The sequence below is a fragment of the Pseudomonas fluorescens HK44 genome (genome assembly GCF_000217955.3).
Taxonomy (GTDB): Bacteria; Pseudomonadota; Gammaproteobacteria; order Pseudomonadales; family Pseudomonadaceae; genus Aquipseudomonas; species Aquipseudomonas fluorescens_AQ.
In genome coordinates, this window is the sequence record NZ_AFOY02000005.1 from 66,664 (window position 1) to 85,169 (window position 18,506).

At 56.8% G+C, this 18,506-nt stretch carries 12 protein-coding genes and 3 pseudogenes; 6 read left to right on the forward strand and 9 right to left on the reverse strand.

Translation table 11 applies throughout. The features are described 5' to 3' along the window. Positions 1–94 precede the first annotated feature (94 nt). The 4 genes from HK44_RS05030 (at position 95) to HK44_RS05045 (ending at position 4,584) form a co-directional block, all read left to right on the forward strand. A complete protein-coding gene (locus tag HK44_RS05030; protein WP_019693648.1) occupies positions 95–1,774 on the forward strand; it encodes a Mu transposase C-terminal domain-containing protein in 1,680 nt (559 codons plus the stop codon). Between the two features lie 2 nt (positions 1,775–1,776). Then, a complete protein-coding gene (locus HK44_RS05035) occupies positions 1,777–2,685 on the forward strand; it encodes a TniB family NTP-binding protein (protein WP_019693647.1) in 909 nt (302 codons plus the stop codon). Next, positions 2,682–3,899, forward strand: coding sequence for a TniQ family protein (locus HK44_RS05040; RefSeq protein ID WP_019693646.1), 1,218 nt, complete (start codon positions 2,682–2,684; stop codon positions 3,897–3,899). Before HK44_RS05035 ends, HK44_RS05040 begins: the two co-directional genes overlap by 4 nt. A gap of 61 nt (positions 3,900–3,960) precedes the next feature. Continuing rightward, entirely contained in the window at positions 3,961–4,584 is a 624-nt protein-coding gene (locus tag HK44_RS05045) for a recombinase family protein (protein WP_019693645.1), read from the forward strand. A gap of 372 nt (positions 4,585–4,956) precedes the next feature. Here HK44_RS05045 and HK44_RS05050 read toward each other — a convergent pair whose 3' ends face one another. After that, positions 4,957–5,331, reverse strand: coding sequence for a chemotaxis response regulator CheY (locus tag HK44_RS05050; RefSeq protein ID WP_024264754.1), 375 nt, complete (start codon positions 5,329–5,331; stop codon positions 4,957–4,959). Between the two features lie 44 nt (positions 5,332–5,375). Next, positions 5,376–6,023 (reverse strand): annotated as a pseudogene (locus HK44_RS05055) (MinD/ParA family ATP-binding protein); the annotation flags it as partial. A 68-nt stretch (positions 6,024–6,091) separates the two neighbouring features. Between HK44_RS05055 and HK44_RS05060 the strand changes: the two are divergent. Next, a complete protein-coding gene (locus HK44_RS05060) occupies positions 6,092–7,069 on the forward strand; it encodes an IS5 family transposase (RefSeq protein ID WP_024264756.1) in 978 nt (325 codons plus the stop codon). Between the two features lie 143 nt (positions 7,070–7,212). Here HK44_RS05060 and HK44_RS05065 read toward each other — a convergent pair. The 3 genes and pseudogenes from HK44_RS05065 to HK44_RS05075 form a co-directional block, all read right to left on the reverse strand. Continuing rightward, positions 7,213–7,416, reverse strand: a pseudogene (locus tag HK44_RS05065) (P-loop NTPase); the annotation flags it as partial. A 288-nt stretch (positions 7,417–7,704) separates the two neighbouring features. Continuing rightward, on the reverse strand, positions 7,705–8,430 hold the full coding sequence (locus tag HK44_RS05070; RefSeq protein WP_141651677.1) for a hypothetical protein: 726 nt from the start codon (positions 8,428–8,430) through the stop codon (positions 7,705–7,707). After that, the gene (locus HK44_RS05075) at positions 8,414–11,428 is read right to left on the reverse strand and encodes a bifunctional diguanylate cyclase/phosphodiesterase (protein WP_141651678.1); all 3,015 of its coding nucleotides are present in this window, start codon (positions 11,426–11,428) and stop codon (positions 8,414–8,416) included. Before HK44_RS05075 ends, HK44_RS05070 begins: the two co-directional genes overlap by 17 nt. 1,012 nt (positions 11,429–12,440) lie before the next feature. On the opposite strand from HK44_RS05075, the gene HK44_RS05080 reads away from it, so the two are divergent. Beyond that, entirely contained in the window at positions 12,441–13,538 is a 1,098-nt protein-coding gene (locus HK44_RS05080) for an IS630 family transposase (protein WP_019693640.1), read from the forward strand. Here the strand turns inward: HK44_RS05080 and HK44_RS05085 are convergent. From HK44_RS05085 to HK44_RS05100, 4 genes and pseudogenes are all read right to left on the reverse strand, one after another. After that, positions 13,536–14,465 (reverse strand): annotated as a pseudogene (locus HK44_RS05085) (integrase domain-containing protein); the annotation flags it as partial. The gene HK44_RS05080 and the pseudogene HK44_RS05085 overlap by 3 nt on opposite strands. After that, complete coding sequence (locus HK44_RS05090; protein WP_019693639.1) at positions 14,443–14,811, reverse strand: hypothetical protein; 369 nt, start codon at positions 14,809–14,811, stop codon at positions 14,443–14,445. The pseudogene HK44_RS05085 and the gene HK44_RS05090, both read right to left, overlap by 23 nt. Then, complete coding sequence (locus HK44_RS05095) at positions 14,795–16,195, reverse strand: YfjI family protein (protein WP_019693638.1); 1,401 nt, start codon at positions 16,193–16,195, stop codon at positions 14,795–14,797. The genes HK44_RS05090 and HK44_RS05095 overlap by 17 nt, the downstream gene beginning before the upstream one ends. Before the next feature lie 995 nt (positions 16,196–17,190). Then, the gene (locus HK44_RS05100; RefSeq protein WP_019693637.1) at positions 17,191–18,465 is read right to left on the reverse strand and encodes a tyrosine-type recombinase/integrase; all 1,275 of its coding nucleotides are present in this window, start codon (positions 18,463–18,465) and stop codon (positions 17,191–17,193) included. Positions 18,466–18,506 lie beyond the last annotated feature (41 nt).

The window sequence follows — 18,506 nt, forward strand, 5'->3', positions numbered from 1 at the left end:
TGTGTAGGCGGTTTCTGACAGCTCAATATCAGAAGTCACCTGCACCAATCTCGACTATGCTCAATACTCGTGTGCACCAAGGCGAGGTCTGGGCATGGCATCAGACACAGCACTGATTGCCGAGCGAGGCGTGGTCACCCTGTCCGACGAGGCATGGGCACAAACCCGACACCGGATGGAAGTCATTGGGCCACTAGCAGCGGTTGAGGTGGTCGGGCATGAAGCTGCCGACGTCGCAGCTCAAGCACTTGGCGTGTCTCGGCGGCAGGTGTACGCCCTAATCCGCCGCGCCCGGCAGGGCACCGGCCTCGTGACAGACCTGGCTCCCGGCCGATCCGGTGGTGGGAAAGGAAAGGGGCGCTTACCGGAACCGGTCGAGCGCATCATCCGCGAGCTACTACAAAAGCGGTTCCTGACCAAGCAGAAACGCAGCCTGGCAGCGTTTCACCGGGAAGTCGCGCAGGCGTGCAAAACCCAGAAGCTGCGGGTGCCAGCGCGAAACACCGTGGCGCTGCGGATCGCCAACACCGACCCGCGCACGACCACCCGCCGCCGGGAGGGCCAAGATGCATCCCGCGCCCTGCAAGGTGTCGGTGGTGTGCCTCCCGCCGTGACCACGCCGCTGGAGCAGGTGCAGATCGACCACACGGTAATCGACCTGATCGTGGTGGACGAGCGCGACCGGCAACCGATTGGCCGCCCGTACCTGACCATTGCCATCGACGTATTCACACGCTGCGTGCTCGGCATTGTGGTCACACTTGAGGCTCCGTCTGCCGTCTCGGTCGGCCTGTGCCTCGCGCATGTCGTCTGCGACAAGCGCCCTTGGCTGGAAGGGCTGAATGTCGAAATGGACTGGCCGATGAGCGGCAAACCTAGGCAGCTTTATCTGGACAACGCGACCGAGTTCAAGAGCGAAGCCCTGCGCCGGGGCTGCGAGCAACATGGCATCCAGTTGGACTATCGTCCGCCCGGACAGCCGCACTACGGCGGCATTGTGGAACGGATCATCGGCACGGCGATGCAGATGATCCACGACGACTTGCCAGGAACGACCTTCTCCAATCCCGGTCAGCGCGGGGAGTATGCCTCCGAAAATATGGCCGCCCTAACGCTGCACGAACTGGAGCGCTGGCTTACGCTGACGGTGGGCACCTATCACGGCTCCGTGCATAACAGCCTGCTCCAACCTCCGGCCGTGCGTTGGGCCGAGGCCGTAGCGTGTGCTGGCACACCGACTGTAGTCACCCGCGCCACGACCTTTCTGGTCGATTTCCTGCCGGTGATTCGACGTACCCTGACCCGCACCGGTTTTGTTATCGACCACATCCATTACTACGCCAATGCGCTCAAGCCGTGGATTGCGCAGCGCGACCGCTTGCCCGCTTTCCTGATCCGGCGCGACCCGCGCGACATCAGCCGCATCTGGGTGCTGGAACCGGAGGGACAGCACTATCTGGAAATCCCCTACCGAACCTTGTCGCACCCGGCTGTCACCCTCTGGGAGCAACGGCAGGCGCTGGTGAAATTACGGCAGCAAGGGCGCGAACAGGTGGATGAATCGGCGCTGTTTCGCATGATTGGCCAGATGCGCGAGATTGTGACCGCCGCGCAGAAGGCCACGCGCAAGGCGCGACGTGACTCGGATCGACGCCAGCACCTCAAGGCGTCAGCTCGGCCGGATAAGCCCGTTCCGCCGGAAACGGACATTACTGACCTGCAGGCAGACAACCTGCCGCCGGCCAAACCGTTCGACCAAATCGAGGAGTGGTAGCCGTGGACGAATATCCCATCATCGACCTATCCCACCTGCTGCCAGCGGCGCAGGGATTGGCCCGGCTGCCGGCGGACGAACGTATCCAGCGCATCCGCGCCGACCGCTGGATCGGCTATCCGCGCGCGGTAGAGGCATTGAACCGGCTGGAAACCTTGTATGCGTGGCCGAACAAGCAACGCATGCCCAACCTGCTGCTGCTCGGCTCAACCAATAACGGCAAGTCAATGATCATCGAGAAATTCCGGCGCTCGCATCCGGCCAGCTCTGATGCCGATCAGGAGCACATCCCGCTGCTGGTTGTGCAGATGCCGTCCGAGCCTTCGGTGATCCGCTTCTACGTCGCGCTGCTCGCCGCGATGGGCGCGCCATTGCGCCCGCGCCCACGGTTGCCGGAAATGGAGCAACTGGCACTGACGTTGCTGCGTAAGGTCGGCGTGCAAATGTTGGTGATCGACGAGCTGCATAACGTCCTGGCTGGCAACAGTATCAATCGGCGGGAGTTCCTCAACCTACTGCGCTTCCTCGGTAACGAGCTGCGCATCCCACTGGTAGGTGTCGGTACGCGCGATGCCTACCTGGCGATTCGCTCGGACAACCAGTTGGAAAACCGGTTCGAGCCGATGATGTTGCCGTTGTGGGAGACCAACGGCGATTGCTGCTCATTGCTGGCCAGCTTCGCCGCTTCGCTCCCGCTGCGGCGGCACTCCCCGATTGCCACACCGGACATGGCCCGCTATCTGCTTGCCCGCAGCGAGGGCACCATCGGCGAGCTGGCACACCTGCTGATGGCGGCAGCCGTCGCCGCCGTGGAGAGTGGCGAGGAGGCGATCAACCACCGTACGCTCAGCATGGCGAGCTACATCGGCCCCAGCGAGCGGCGTAGGCAGTTCGAGCAGGAGCTGATGTGAAGCCGGCACCACGCTGGCCGCTGCATCCGGCCCCAAGGGACGGCGAAGCCTTGTCCTCGTGGCTCAATCGTGTCGCTGTCTGCTACCAGATGGATGTGAACGACCTACTTGAGCACGATCTCGGTCACGGCCAGGTCGATGACCTAGACACCGCGCCACCGCTGTCGCTGCTGACGGTGCTTTCCCAGCGCAGTGGCATCGAGCTGGATCGACTGCGCGGCATGAGCTTCGCCGGCTGGGTGCCGTGGCTGCTGGATAGCCTCGATATCCGGATTCCCGTCGCCCTGGAAACCTATGCGTTCCAGTTCTCGGTATTGCTGCCGAGGCGCAACCGCAAGACGAAGTCGATCGCAAGCTGGCGTGCTTGGCTACCCAGCCAGCCGACCCGCCGTGCGTGCCCGCTCTGCCTGAAAGATCCGGCGAACCAAGCCGTACTGCTTGCGTGGAAGTTGCCCCTGATGTTGAGTTGCCCGCTGCACGGATTCTGGCTGGAGTCCTATTGGGGCGTGCCAGGGCGGTTTCTCGGCTGGGAAAACGCCGACGCCGCTCCGCGCATGCCCAGCGATGCGATTGCGGCAATGGACCGCCGCACCTGGCAGGCGCTGACGATGGGGTATGTGGAGCTGCCGCGTCGACGCATCCATGCCGGCCTCTGGTTCCGTCTGCTGCGCACGCTGCTCGATGAGTTGAACACCCCGCTCTCGCATTGCGGGACTTGCGCCGGCAGCATCCGCTATGCCTGGGAGCGCTGCGGCCATCCGCTGCGCGCCGGGCAAAGCCTATGGCGTCCCTTCGAGATTCTTGCCCCGGTAATACAGTTGCAGATGCTGGAGGCGGCGGCCACCGCCATTGAACTGATCGAATCGGAGGTGTTGAGTCCGCGCGGAGAACAGGCAGCGCTGTTCCTCCCGGAGCCTCAAACTGGCTTCACCAACGGCCTGCCGGTGGTGAAGCGAAAGCAGGAACCCGTCAACCACTGGCAGGAAGCGGTCAAGGCGCTCAACGAGGCGGTCGCCGAGGCGCGACACAATCCCGAGGCGGCTCGCTCGCTGTTCGCGCTGATTTCCTTTGGGAGGAGCGACCCCGAATCCCTGGAATGCTTGCGCGTCATGTTTGCCAAGGAAGGCATCCCCCCGGAATTTCTGTCACATTATGTTCCTGATACACCCTTTGCACTCCTTAGACTGAATGACGGGTTAAGTGACAAATTTTGACGGCCGGGCCTTTCTGGCGCACGCTGTCACATAATCGAACGTATATGTGACAGGTGCAGAGATGTTGATCGGCTACATGCGGGTATCCAAAGCGGACGGATCTCAGTCCACCAATTTACAACGCGATGCGCTCGTCGTCGCCGGTGTCAACCCTGCACACCTTTATGAGGACCTGGCCTCAGGTAGGCGTGATGATCGGCCAGGGCTGGTTAGCTGCCTAAAGGCGCTTCGTGAAGGGGATACGCTGATCGTGTGGAAGCTCGATCGGCTTGGCCGCGATTTGCGCCATCTGATCAACACCGTGCACGATCTGACTGCTCGTGGCGTGGGATTGAAGGTCTTGACCGGTCACGGTGCAGCGGTCGACACAACGACTGCCGCTGGCAAGCTTGTGTTCGGAATTTTTGCTGCGCTGGCCGAGTTTGAGCGTGAGTTGATTTCCGAGCGGACGGTTGCCGGGCTCGTCTCGGCGCGCGCTCGCGGCAGGAAAGGGGGGCGCCCGTTCAAGGTGACAGCCGCCAAGCTTCGCCTGGCAATGGCCAGCATGGGGCAACCGGAAACCAAGGTCGGCGATCTCTGCGAGGAACTTGGGATTACCCGGCAGACGCTCTACCGGCATGTGTCGCCCAAGGGCGAACTGCGGCCAGACGGAATAAAGCTGCTCTCCCGCGGTTCAGCCGCATAGTTGGCGACGACCTGAAACGGGCTGTGATTCATTTCGCCATCCAATTGCCGGTGTCGACCCACACCCGCCTGATGACATTTGCAACGACTATGGCAGCTTGTTTTACAGAAAGCCGCTGTACCCGAAACATTGGCTTTAGGCAGCAAGGTCAGCCACCGGTTGCTGGGTCAGCTTGGCCCAGCTCGGCCGTTTGCTTTCGCAGGATATTGAGCCGGTGCCTCCGGCCTGCTTCTGACGTGCTGTGCAGCCGTCTTCTGAAAACGACATACATTGTGAACATCTCACCTTTAAAGGCATTGACTTATATATTTATTCAGCGCAACAATTTTTTACCATCAACAAATATTTACCCGTTGCGCTGGATGGAATATTTTAACTGTTGATGCGCTCGAAAATAGTTTCTATTTTTTCTTTTAATACTTGTGCCGTGAAGGGTTTGATCACATAGCCGTTCACTCCAGCTTGGGCGGCCTTAATGACCTGTTCACGTTTGGCTTCGGCTGTTACCATTAAAACTGGTAGTTGTCTTATGCGATCATCAGCTCGTACATACATTAAAAGATCGATACCAGACATACCAGGCATATTCCAATCAGTGATAAGGAAATCGAAGCTACCCTTTTGCAGCATCGGTAGTGCGGACGTTCCGTCATCCGCCTCAAAGGTGTTAGTAAATCCAATATCGCGCAATAGATTTTTTATTATTCTCCGCATCGTTGAAAAGTCATCAGCGATGAGAATTTTCATATTTTTATTCAATTCGACCTCTAAATAAATTAAAACCTTCAGAATTACGTTACAATATTCACGGGCACGCGCCGCATTGGTGTGGTTAACAATCGCTCACCAAAAAACTCCAATTGCCCGCGCGGGTTTTCCGGTAATGGCCAAGAATCTATTTTTTGTGCAAGAGCCTTAAATGCCAAGGAACACTTAGAACGAGGAAAAGCGTCGTACACAGCACGCTGTATTTTCACAGCCTTGCGCATGCATTCATCATGAGGTATGGAGCCAACATATTGTAAACTTACGTCAAGGAAAAGATTAGTAACACGAAGCAACCTAGCAAAAAGATCGGGTCCTTCTTGGGGGGTCTGTGTCATGTTAACGAGTATGCGGAAACGATTCATGCCGTAAGATTGGCTAAGAATCTTTATTAACATATAGGTGGTGGTGACTGAAGCTGGTTCGTCACACACCACCATTAACACTTCGCGGGATGCACGAATAAAATTGATAACCGAGCTACCTATGCCGCTGGACGTATCGATGATTAATATATCAAGTTTTTTGTCGATTTCATTAAACGCTTGAATTATTCCGGCGTACTGAGCTGGCGTTAAATGACTCATACTTTGGCCGCCTGAAGTGGCAGGAACGATGCTGATTCCGCGAGGGCCTTGTAGGACTATATCCCGCAATTCACATCGTCCCTTAAGGAAACTCTGAAAAAGACTTCCAACTCTGGTGAAATACCCCCTCACACGAATCGACCGGTTGAGCCCCGATGAAACAGATGTCCTTCGCCGATGCCGAGTATGCCGGCAAACGTAAGCAAACCCGCCGTGAGCGCTTCCTGATCGAGATGGATCAAGTCGTGCCCTGGAAGGGGTTGATTGCCTTGATCGAACCGCATTATCCAAAGGGTGAAGGCGGTCGTCCGGCGTATCCGTTGCTGGCCATGTTGCGGGTTCATCTGATGCAGAACTGGTTCGGCTACAGCGATCCGGCGATGGAGGAATCGCTGTATGAAACGATGATCCTGCGTCAGTTTGCAGGGCTGCATCTGGATCGAATTCCTGACGAAACCACGATCCTCAACTTCCGCCGCTTGCTGGAGAAGCATGACCTGGCGGGCGGGATTTTGCAGGTTATCAACGGTTATCTGGGTGAGCGTGGATTGATGTTGCGCCACGGAACGATAGTGGATGCGACGATCATTCATGCCCCCAGCTCAACCAAGAATAAAGACAAGAAACGCGATCCCGAGATGCATCAGACCAAGAAAGGAAATCAGTACTATTTTGGAATGAAATCCCACATTGGCGTCGATGCGGATTCGGGCTTGGTTCATAGCGTGGTCGGTACTCCTGCCAACGTGGCGGACGTGACACAAGTGGATCAACTGCTTCATGGGGAAGAGGTTCACGTCTGTGGCGATGCCGGTTACACCGGGGTGCAGAAGCGCCCGGAACATCAGGATCGCAAGATGATCTGGTCGATTTCTGCACGGCCCAGTTCGTACAAAGAGCATGGCAAAGACACGGTGATCGGCAGTGCGCTACGCGGAATTGAGTATGCGAAAGCGCAAGTCAGAGCCAAGGTTGAGCACCCATTTCGAGTGATCAAGCGCCAGTTTGGCTATACGAAAGTGCGCTTTCGTGGTCTGACGAAAAACATCGCTCAACAGACGACGTTGTTCGCCTTGTCGAACTTGTGGATGGTGCGAAAACGATTGTTGAATGCAGGAGAGGTGCGCCTGTAATGCGGGCTAATCGCCCTGAAACAGCGCGATTAGAGGAAAAATCATGAATTAAAGAGTGGAAAGGTCTGCTTTTCGACCAAATCAGCGTTTTTTGAACCTCACGCAGAGAAGGCATCAAAAATCGGTGGGTACTTCAGAACTTCCTTAATCACGTCAGCGAGGTTTTTGGAGGGGGCTAACCCGAGTAAAACATCGACATTTGCCAGTCCGAGGTCAGCATCAAGAAGCATGACCTGCCGACCGCGCTCAGCCAATGCCACTGACAGATTTACTGCCACATTCGTCTTGCCGACGCCACCTTTTCCCCCGGTTACTGCAATGACCTGTACGGGATACATGCGGCTCATTTTCTTACTCCTAGTTGCAATGACCTTGGCAATCCTCGCGTCGTTATCATGTAGCGCCTCCAAAACACCCCGAATATTCGCAGCAAACACTGTAGCCCCTCTCGCCTCAACCCAGAGCATAAACTCTTCCACCGCCGCGCCGTATTTGGGGTTCGATAATGTTTGAAAGCAGCGTTGCGATTAGTCTGGTTTGATTCACAGAGGCGTCCTTTATTTTTGGTGAGGAGTTTCTGTCCCGGCCGCACCTAAACTTTATTTCAGCTAAGTAAAATCATGGCTGTCTTGAATTCAGTTGCCTGCTTCCAGCCAGCCTCGCACATTATATTTTTCTTTCAGCTCCTGCAGAATCTCGGCGGCATTCTGTTTTAGCCTGTAGGGGCCGACAATTATAAAATTGTGTTCTCGGCGGACCACCGACAGCTCCAACTGACGAATAGCTTCGATGGATCGCCGCTTATTGGTTGCATTAATGGTTATTTCGATTATCCAGAGACCTTGGCGCGACGTGGCTTTTTTGATTTCTTTTCTACCGTAGCCAATTACTTGGCCACATGTCAGGCAGAGGTTTTCAAAAATCAGTAAGGAGCCTGGTCGAGGGGGAGAAATATGAAATTTTATTGCAGGCTTTTTCTTCGTGTAGAAGAAAGCCATTAGTAAACCGGCCAGCGCGATAAGTCCAGCAAGGATAGAGATCCCCTGAAACATCGTCATGTCAGAGAACTCCAGCGTGTCCGCAGCGGGCTCTGGAAGAATCCGTTCTGAGCCGGAAGCCTCACCTGATAAAAGCAATGGGTTAGCCTGGGCCGGCGAAAGGTTTTCTGTTGGCTCCCGATCAGTTGAGCCCGTTGGAGCAAGTGGGTTCGAAGGAAGCGGCTTGAAGGGCGGCTGCTCTTGAAAATGCACTGGCGAACTGGAGGTGCTCGGACAAGATTCGTCTGACGAAAAGTGCCATACCAACAATGACAGTTGTGCGGCCACGCCAATTGCCAGCAAAGTTTTACCACGCTTGTTCATTAATACCTTCCATACCCGCGCCCAACCAAGTCTCGAACTCCTTTGCCGGCATCGGCTGACTGATTAGATACCCTTGCCCCAAATCACAGCCAGCGTTGCGCAGGAACTCGAGTTGCTCGCGAGTTTCTATCCCTTCTGCTGTGACAGTAAAACCCAGCGCTCGCCCCAGATTGATAATTGCCTGAGTGATAGCCACGTTGGTTGTGTCGTGCGGTACGTCCGAAATGAATGTCTGGTCTATTTTCAAGTTATTGACTGGCAATGCTTTCAGGTAAGCCAGAGATGAGTGGCCGGTACCGAAGTCATCCACCGCAATGGTCACGCCCAACGCCTGCAACCGACTCAAAACGTCACTGGCCACCTCCAGGCTCTTTATAAGCAGGCTTTCTGTAACTTCTATTTCCAGAGCCCGTGCAGGTAGATCGTGCCGTTGCAAGGCTTGTCGTACTGTTTCGACGAAGTCGCTGCGCTCTATCTGCAGTGCGGCGACATTGACTGCTACCCGGTGAGTGAAGCCGTAGGTTTTACGCCAGAGGTGAAGCTGAGCACAGACCCGCTCGAGCACCCATTCGCCGATCTGGATAATCAGCCCGGTGCGTTCAGCCAGAGGGATAAATTCGCCAGGAGACATCAACCCATGCTTTGGACTACGCCACCGTATCAACGCTTCTGCGCCTTCGATCTGACCGGTCAAAAGATCGAGTTTGGGTTGATACCAGATCTCGAACTCATTGCGCGCCAGCGCACGACGCAAGGCTTGCTCTAACGAGACTCGCTGCTGGATGAGCAATGTCATTTCACGCTGGTAGAACTGGTAAGCGTTGCGCCCCGCTTCCTTGGCGCGGTACATGGCGGTGTCCGCATGTCTGACTAAGTCTTCGGTACAACTGCCATCGCCAGGGAAAATCGCCACGCCAATACTGCCGGTGACCCGCGAGGTAGCACCTTTAAGCTCAAACGGCTGATGCAGTGTCTCAAGCATCCTCTGAACAATAAGAGTGGCGTCGGCCACGTGGGTCAGATTATCGAGGATGAACACAAACTCATCACCGCCCAGTCGGGCAGCCGTGTCGCCTGGCCTGAGTGCTTGCGTGAAACGCTGGGCCGCCTGCTGTAAAAGCAGATCGCCCATGGCGTGCCCGAGACTGTCGTTGACCGTCTTGAAGCCATCCAGATCCAGAATCAGCACGGCCAGGAGACCCTGTCGTGGCTGCGCATGCTCGATGGCCAAGGTCAGGCATTTGTGAAACCACACCCGGTTGGGCAACCCGGTCACCGCATCGTAATGCGCCAGTCGTTCCAGTTCTGCCTGCGAATGCTTCATACTGGTGATGTCGGAGAACACCGCGACGTAATTCACGACTTCGCCCAGCACGTTGCGAACCGAGTTAACAGTCAACCATTGAGGATAATTTTCCCCATTCTTGCGTTGGCTCCAAACTTCACCATGCCAGCGGCCGGTCTCCTGCAGGCTTCTCCTGATTTGTTCATGGACCTGCCCATCGTTTTGTTGCGAGCGCAACAAGCGGTGCGTCTTGCCCGCGGTCTGCTCAGCGGTGTAGCCGGTGATATGGGTAAACGCCTTGTTGATCGAGATGATCAGCCCTTTTGCGTCTGTGATCAGGACCCCCTCGTCAGTATTGTCCATAACCACCCCGGCCAGGCGTAACTGTTCGGTGGTCTGCCGGATCTCGGTAATGTCGCTGGAAATCCCCAACACCCCTAACAGCTTGTCCTCTGCATCGCGCACAGGGCATTTAGTGGTCAGAAAAATGCGCACAACGCCGTTTTCAGAATACGTCTCCTCGAAGCGCTGAGCTTGGCCGCTGGCAAGTATCGCGTCATCTTCCTTCTCCCAGTGCTTGGCATCCTCGGGCTGCATGAACGACTCGCGGCGTCGGCCGACCATTGTCTCGCCGGAAAAGCGCATAGCCCGTTCGAAGGAGTGATTGCAAAGGAGCAGTCGCCCCTGGGTATTGAACAAGTACATCAGCGAGGGGACATGCTCAAAGATGACCTGTAACAATGTCTTCTTATCGAGCAATTCGGCTTCGACCACACGTCGCTCATCCATTTCACGCCTGAGTGCACGACTGGGCATCTGGATCTGACGATGGCCCAGGCTCAGTTGAGCCGCAAAAACGCTGAAGAGAGCGGTCGCAGCCAGGGACAACCAAAATAGCGGGGAAGTGATCAGCGAAGGTTGCGACCAGCCGCCATGTGGGATGGCGGCGAGTTGCCAGGTGCCTCCGGGGATTTCAACGGTATGGGTTATGGCCTGCTGCTTATAAATAGACGCCTTGCCCCAAATCATTTCGCCTTCGGCCCCGTGGCCATCGCGCCCCCGCAACGCTATGTCCAGGTCTTTGTCCGCTGCGATGCCGGCCGCCAACAGCAGTCGGTCGATGTCGGTGAGCACCGAGACGCTGCCCCAATAACGCCGCATACCCTTGTGCCCAGAGAGGAATATCGGGCGGCGATAAATCAACGCCTGTCCGCCCTGATAGAGCGCCACCGGTCCGGCCAGCACCGGCAATCCCAGCGCTTTTGAGCGCCTCAATAACGGGTATTGATCGGTCAAATTGCGGTAGTCCAGACCCAGGACACTCTCGTTGCCCTCTAATGGATAGATGTCACTGAGCACGTCGTCAGGGGCCATGGCGATGCGGCTGATATGCGGCACCGAGTGGATCGCCTCACGGGCGATGCCCCTGAAATGTTCGGGTGAGATGGCGTCGTCAACGCGCAGCAGCTGAGCGATTCCCTCGGTTTCACTGAAGGCAAGGCCGATTTGACTCTGCAATTGCGCAGCCAAGGCGCTCAATTGTAGCGCTACGTGGGCTCGCTTCTCGCTTTGCGCGTTCTTATTATCCAGTTGCCCGAGGCCACAGGAAAGCAGTATCCCAACGAACAAAATACCAAGAAATAGCAGGTAGGTACCCCGCGTGCGGGGAGATGTCTCGACCGCTGACAATGCAGTATCAAATCCAATAGCCATCAAAACCTAGGGCCTGGCATCCCGTCTCATAAAAAATATTGCTTTCAGATCGTGATGCCATTGCCTCTCGCGCCTATTGGATCTTGCACGAGATACCTTCACCTTTTGCGCTTCAGACAGAGCGGCAGGGTTAAGCATTGTGTAACGCTAAAAACGCAATGATGGCGCAGGCCAATTCGCGTGTTGAGCTGAAACTGCCATCACGTCAATAAACGGTAATCTCGCCGAAAAAGCGTTCAATCTTGTTCAACCCGGAACTCATGCCGCCTGTGCATCGGAAAAACGGAGGCACACACGGTGAGCAGAAAGGGGGCAACACCAGGATTGTCCTACAATATAGTTGATTAGCTAACTATATTTTTGTAAAGAACTATTACTTATTACGTAATAATCGCGCGCAAATTCATGCTTTGGGCTGGTAATGCCTATGGCAACGTCGAGCAAACCAGTCGAAGCGAGCGGGCAACTCCGTCAGAGTAAGGGTCGCCTCAGAGTTCGGAATTTAAAGCACCTTCGGCCGTTGCCGATGATCCCCCTGAGAAGCCTCCGTGAGAAAGATTGCCGCGTCAGTACTGGCCTTGCCTGTCCCATTCTCGAAAACAGCTCTCATATTGAGCCGCCGAGACCGTCGAGTTTCGAGAACGACCATAACCCCACTTCCAACGATAACCACTAAGCGCAAAGCCCCGCTGCAGAGGGGCGAGTACTTCTTACCGTGCTTTAAATTCCAAATTCTGCAGCGACCCCTTATGGATCCAACCCCCTCCGCTGGGGCAGTGCATTCAGCTTCTGACGTTCTGTGCAGCCGTCTCCTGAAAATGACAAGTGGCATACGAGCCGGTTAGCGTTCCACTTAGAAACAACTCCATATCGAATGGCTTGTTCATTCTCTTCCTCCGATGTAGGCAGAGACCACATCAATCCGGCTATGCCCTAGTGTGCTGTTCGCGAAATAAATTTCTCCATGCTTGCACTACACTTCAGGTGTCATTCCTACCTTGGAGAGTTCCTGGTGAGTGCTCTGGACATTACGCTTAGCCCCGAAGAATTTGCCGAACTGAGCCGTCGCGTACGTTCCGCCACCATCAGTCAGCGCGATGGCCGTCGAGCCCGCGTCATCTTGCTGGCAGCACAAGGATCAACGCGAGAAGAAATCGTACGATTGACAGGTTTCTCTCGCCCTACGGTCACCGACTGGTGCCAGCGTTTTCAGGCACTCAGATTGGAAGGCCTGCTCGACAAGCCTGGCCGTGGACGCAAATCCCCTCTGCCCGCCGACACGATCCGCCGCGTGCTCGAACAGGTCACTCAACCTCGTATCGGCGAGCCCCGCTGGAGCTGCCGAAGCATGGCCCGTGCTGCCGGCATATCAGCGACCACCGTGCATAAACTGTGGACGGCCAATGACTTGAAGCCTCATCTGACGCGCACCTTCAAACTGTCCAACGACCCGCAGTTCGAGGAGAAATTCTGGGATGTCATCGGCCTGTACCTGGCTCCTCCAGACAAGGCGTTGGTACTCTGCTGCGACGAGAAAAGTCAGGTGCAAGCCTTGGAGCGCACACAGCCTGGGCTACCTCTTGGGATCGGTCATATCCAAACCAAATCCCATGATTACACTCGCCACGGCACGGTCACGCTGTTTGCAGCGCTGGATTATCTCCAGGGCAAACTGATCAGTAGCATCGAGCGCCAGCACCGCCATCAGGAGTGGTTGGCTTTCCTCAAGAAAATCGACAAGGAAACCCCCAAGCACCTGCAACTGCATCTGATCGTGGATAACTATGCGACACACAAGCATGCCAAGGTGAAGACTTGGCTGACGAAACATCCGCGCTTCCACGTGTATTTCACACCGACCTCCAGCTCTTGGATGAACATGGTCGAGCGCTTTTTCAGGGACATTACCGTGTTCTTACGCGATGGCAGCTTCGGCTCCGTACGTGAGTTGGAAAGCTCGATTACCACCTTCCTGGCATTACGGAACGCACAACCGACCCGCTACGTTTGGAACGCGAAAGGCGAGGAAATTTTGAGCAAGATCCGGCGGGCACGTGAAGCGATGGAAACGCAGATGGAAGAGCAAGTTATTTCGAAAACAGCACACTAGCTCGATGCTGATCTGTTGCCGAGCTTCTCGATCAAGCTGGCGATGCTGTCGGTAGCAGTCGCCGCCGTTTATCGGTGCGAGATAGCCTGTGATTTGCTCATAACGCTCACAGGCGTAGGCCGCTCGAAGTTCGTGAAAGCCCTTGAGATCGAGGTCGTGTAGGAAATCTCGTGCTGGACGTACCGTTTGCCGCATGAACTGTATGTAGCTTTCATCGCGGGCCAGCAGGTTGTGACTGCCGTGTGGCGAGACGTTATGCGCGATATGCAGCGCAGTCCGGACTCGGTCTGTCGCTGCTATCCACCTCGGAGCTGATGCCCCTGATCGACCGCCCTTGGTGCCGTCTTGAATATTGATCCTGCCTAGTTGTTCGGCCTCGCGTTGCAGTCTTGACAGGTCGGCCAAGATTGCTTCACGAAGGCGCATGCCGGTTTCACGAGCCAAGCGCACGATGGCGCTGATCCGGTGTTGCCCCTGATCACTGAGGGCCTGAGTGATCCGTTCAATGTGCTGCCGATCCTGACCTTGCGGCGCGACACGGCGGATTGCTGAGCGCTGCAGTCCCAATGCCTGGCTCGGGCTCTGAACTTTCACATACTGATCACCGCGAAGCGCCGCCAGCGTTCGGTTGACGCTGGACAACCGGTTTTGCGCGGTGGCGATGCTGAGGTCGCCGTGGTCGATTTGCTGGCGAAGGTACTGGGCATAGCTGAGCAGCGTTTGTCGGTCAATCTGCCGCGCATCGTTATAGCCCGGCCCTTCTTCGGATCGACACCAGCGCACGAATGCCTGCCAACGATCACTGTGGGCTTTGACTGTGGCGAAATGGCCGCCGCCGAACAGATCCTTGAGTGCTTGCGGACCGGCGTAGCTCAACTGGCGACCATAGCCAAAGTTGCGGCCGTCACGCCTGCCGACCAGGGCCATCCTGGATTTCCTTCTCATGCTGGCGCAGGTAAGCCAGCAGCTCGCGCCAGTGGCGGTTCACCAGATCTAGTTGGTCCCATTCGCTGAGGCGAAAACACAGCCGGTTGTTGAGGCAGAACAGTTCCGCACCTTCCTTGTGTAGGCGCTCAATCAGGTCACCGATGAGGGAACCGTTCTCCCTGTTTTTGGCGACAGCGGCGACACCGGCGACACCGGCGACAAGCCCCGTGGCGTCTGGCTTTGCGCGTGGCGACAAAGTGGCGACAGCAGTGGCGACGAGCTGCAACTGCTGAGTGTTTTTGCCTTGGGCGCGCCGGTTGCGCAGCGCTTCATTGAGTCGAAACATGGCGCACCTCAAAGTGGCGACCGTCTGTGCTGAGCCATTGATGCATAATCAACTCGACCAGCAGGGCCACCGTGTGGTGGCTGCTTTTGCGAGCGAAGCGTGGGCCGTTGCGGGTGAGGTCGCGCACGGTGAAGCGCGACCACTGTTTTTCCTGCAGCCAACGCAGCAGCCGATCGGCTTCCTCGAGCTTGGTGCAGGCCGGTTCCTGCTCGGTCAGCCGTTGGATTTCGGTCAGGTAGTAAGCCATCAGTGAAGAGGCACGCTGGATATGCGTGACCTCGATCATGTCGCTGCCTTCCAGCACCGTAAAGACGCCGGCGATGCGCAGAAGGTTGTCTGCGGCCTTGGATGCGCTGGGTCGCACATTGGCCAGCTCGTCGAACTCGCCCAGTTGGGCTTCGATGGTGTCGTGCAGGTTGATCCAGGTTTGCCGGGCCAGGCTTTTGAGTGCAAGGGCTTTGGGTTGTAGCGCGCCATCGCTGTCGACTGCCCAAGGACGTTGCAGTAGTTCGGTGATTCGCTGGGTGTAGCGTTTGAGCTTGGCATCTTGGGTGAGATCCACCGGCTGATAAAAGCGCTGTCCGGCCAAGCTCTGCGGCCAGGTGATCAGGCAGCGGGCGAAGATGCCTTGGCCGTTGAGCAGCGGATCCTTGAGTAACTGTCTCGCCAAATAAGGCTGCAGCATCAAATGCAGGCTTAAGCGCCGGTCGTAGGCGCGTAGGCTTTCTCCAGTCATGGAGCGGGAGCGGTCGATGGGATTGCCGTCCCACAGGGATGACAGGGTGGTCACGGCCTTGAGGCGATTGTCCCGGCTCATAGTACTGCTACCGAGGAACTGGCCGCCCTCGTCGCTGAACAGTCCCATGCTGGGGAAGCCAAAACACAGGCTTTTGATCAGGGCCTCGATGGTCGGTTCGCTGCTGATCAGCCGAGGCGCGGTTGGCTCTGGCTCCATATGGACTGGCTGGTCGGCTTTGCTCTCGCTGGTAGTCGCTGACTTCTGCGATTGCGCCAGCGTGGCGCGGTAGCGACTGAGTTTTTCACGGTAGGTCTGCCATTGCTGGCGTTCCCATTCGCGGGCTGGCTTTAAGGCCAGCCGATCCACCGCCGTCTTGCGATCGCCGGAAGAGGCTACGGTGAGCAGGTACAACGACAGCGGATAGATCCTGCCATCCAGATGGACATTGGCATGTCCCTGGGTAGCCAAGGCCGATGTGGCCAGCACCGATTGTGCGGCCATAGCGCGGGGTACACCCATCACCTCGGCCATGCGCTCGACGGCCGGTCCCAGCAGATCACCGAGGGCGGCCACGGGATAATCCAATGGCGCCTGGCTGGCCTCCAGCAACGGTTGCGGCGGCAGCCGCCATGTTGATTGCAGCATCAGCTGTCTCCTGTTCTCCCAGTGTTTCCTCACGCTCCCGCCACGGATGTTGAGTGTTGTCAGGGATGAAGGCCCCTGCGGCCTGTGAGGGTGTTCACTGACGCGGAACGGACGGCTCCTTACGACCAAGAGCTCGGGCATTTCCCATCGATCTGGCCTCCTGAACGCATCCAAGGATGCGGGCGGGTGGAGGCTGCACCGGCTGACGAATCCGGTACCGCGAGATCATGGGTGGGAAAAGACATTAACGTCGCGACTGGGGCATGCCTGACTGTCAGTCAGGTGCAGCCTGTCCTGGGCTGTGGCACCGTCGCCAGCGTTAATGCGAGACGTGTCGAATCGGTTTTGTCATGCCGATTGTCACGAGGTGTATTGCCGCAAAGCCCGATCAGACGTGGGCTGCAGCAGTGTGCTGAGCGCCCGTCTCTTTCCAGGAGAAAGAGACGGGCGCAGTCTGGCGCAGCGAGATGTGCCGAGGGAGGGGGTTGCTGCAGGGCAGAAGGGGACGAAGCAGGCAATCTGCTGCACAGATGCATTGGAGCAGTCGGCATCCATCACAACGGCGTTGTGACCGTGCGAGCCACCGGATGCTGATCGCACTTAGGGAGAACCACCACGCAGTGGCGTAGCCTTGAAGGTTCGGGCTACCTGGGCTGGTGCTGTCAACGACAGCGATCCTCAGGGCTTGGTTTAAGCCCCTTCTCGCTGTGGGTCAATCGCTGTTTTTGGGTAAGCGTTGCGCTAGTTGAGACCATTGGAAAGCTTTGGAAATCTGTGGACTTCGGTGGCGATGTAGCTGTTCGTCGGGTTTGTCGTGTGAGCCCTCATCGCCGGGAATGCGGAGCCTTCTCGGCGATGAGGACTTGGCTGAAAGAGCGTAGTAGCGAACCTGAAAGTGGCGACTGTCGCCAACACTGTCGCCACCTTCCAGCCCCGTGCCGACGTGGGTTGTCGCCGGTGTCGCCGCTGTCGCCAGTAGGTAAAGGAGCTATCTGCTACCGATTGGCACTTCGACTGAGGGGCGTGATGTTGATTTTGCCGAGAATCCATACATCAAGCATGTCTGCCCACTGCTGCATCATCTTCGCGCGATCCACCAGGTACTCCGCCTGGTTATAGGTGCGCCGTACCGCATTGGGCTCGGCGTGGGCGAGTTGTCGCTCGATCCAGTCGGCAGGATAGCCCATCTCGTTGAGCCGGGTACTTCCCGTGGTTCTGGTGGCGTGGGGGCTGTATTTGCCACTCCACCCCAGTGCTTTGAGCATCTGCCGGAATGAAGCCGCGACCATCGGCTTGGTTCGCTCATCGCGGTGGGGAAACAAGTGCTCATATCTGCCCGTGACGGTATGCAGAGCTCGCAGCATGTCCATTGCCTGGGTGGGTAGAGGTACAATGTGTTCCTTGCGCTTTTTCATCCGCTCAGCGGGAATCCGCCAGCGGCTGGCGTCGAAATCAAACTCATCCCACCGCGCTTCCACTACTTCGTTCGGTCGGCAGAGCGTCAGCCACATCAGGCGGAATGCAGTAATGGTTTCGTGGCGACCGCAATGTCCCTCGACATCTCTCAGAAGTTGGCCAATTTCCTCCACAGTTAGCGGGCGCTTATGCTGGGTTTTGTTTGCCGGGAGTGCTCTGCGAACTGGATACACCGGATCGGTATCTGCCCGCAGTGTCGAAACCGCGAGCTCGAAGATGCCGGACATACTGCGTTTGGCCTCTGCCGCAACTGTCAGGCCGTTTTTTTTCGCCGACGTAGTAAGCACATCCAGAATGTGCGCTGGGGTGATGCTCTTGATCGGCCACAGACCAATCTTGGGAAAGACCACACGCTGGAGCATATCCAGCCGCTTGGTCTTGGTGATGTCTACCCAATCCTTCAGGGCCAGCCACTCTTTCGCCACAGCTTCGAAGGTAGTGGCATTTTCCTGCTCTCGCTTGATGCGCTCGAGTTGCCGATGCTGGGCGGGGTTGATGCCTTGCCTCACCAAATCTCTGGCTTTAACGCGCTCGTCCCGTGCCTCTGCCAACGTAAAGCGTCGACCATTCTTTCGAGCCTGGGCCTCTTCCTGAGATTCACCCCGAGGCGCGATCGCATAGTCGCCAATCGCAAAGGTGCTCTCCTTGGCCGTGTCTGCGGTTCGAAGCTCGAAACGGTAGCGCCATGCTTTTGAACCGTTGGGTTTGACCTCCAGGTACAGCCCCTTTCCATCGGTGAGCTTGTAGGGTTTGTCCTTGGGCTTTGCGGTGCGGCATTGGGTATCGGTCAGCATGGCCTGATCTCCGGATTCCCGTCATACCCGGTTTTTCAAAC

Coding starts and splice junctions, on each gene's coding strand:
- HK44_RS05030 (WP_019693648.1), top strand. CDS start 95: ATGGCATCAGACACAGCACTGATTGCCGAGCGAGGCGTGGTCACCCTG.
- HK44_RS05045 (WP_019693645.1), top strand. CDS start 3,961: ATGTTGATCGGCTACATGCGGGTATCCAAAGCGGACGGATCTCAGTCC.
- HK44_RS05050 (WP_024264754.1), bottom strand. CDS start 5,331: ATGAAAATTCTCATCGCTGATGACTTTTCAACGATGCGGAGAATAATA.
- HK44_RS05060 (WP_024264756.1), top strand. CDS start 6,092: ATGAAACAGATGTCCTTCGCCGATGCCGAGTATGCCGGCAAACGTAAG.
- HK44_RS05070 (WP_141651677.1), bottom strand. CDS start 8,430: ATGAACAAGCGTGGTAAAACTTTGCTGGCAATTGGCGTGGCCGCACAA.
- HK44_RS05075 (WP_141651678.1), bottom strand. CDS start 11,428: ATGGCTATTGGATTTGATACTGCATTGTCAGCGGTCGAGACATCTCCC.
- HK44_RS05090 (WP_019693639.1), bottom strand. CDS start 14,811: ATGTTTCGACTCAATGAAGCGCTGCGCAACCGGCGCGCCCAAGGCAAA.
- HK44_RS05095 (WP_019693638.1), bottom strand. CDS start 16,195: ATGCTGCAATCAACATGGCGGCTGCCGCCGCAACCGTTGCTGGAGGCC.
- HK44_RS05100 (WP_019693637.1), bottom strand. CDS start 18,465: ATGCTGACCGATACCCAATGCCGCACCGCAAAGCCCAAGGACAAACCC.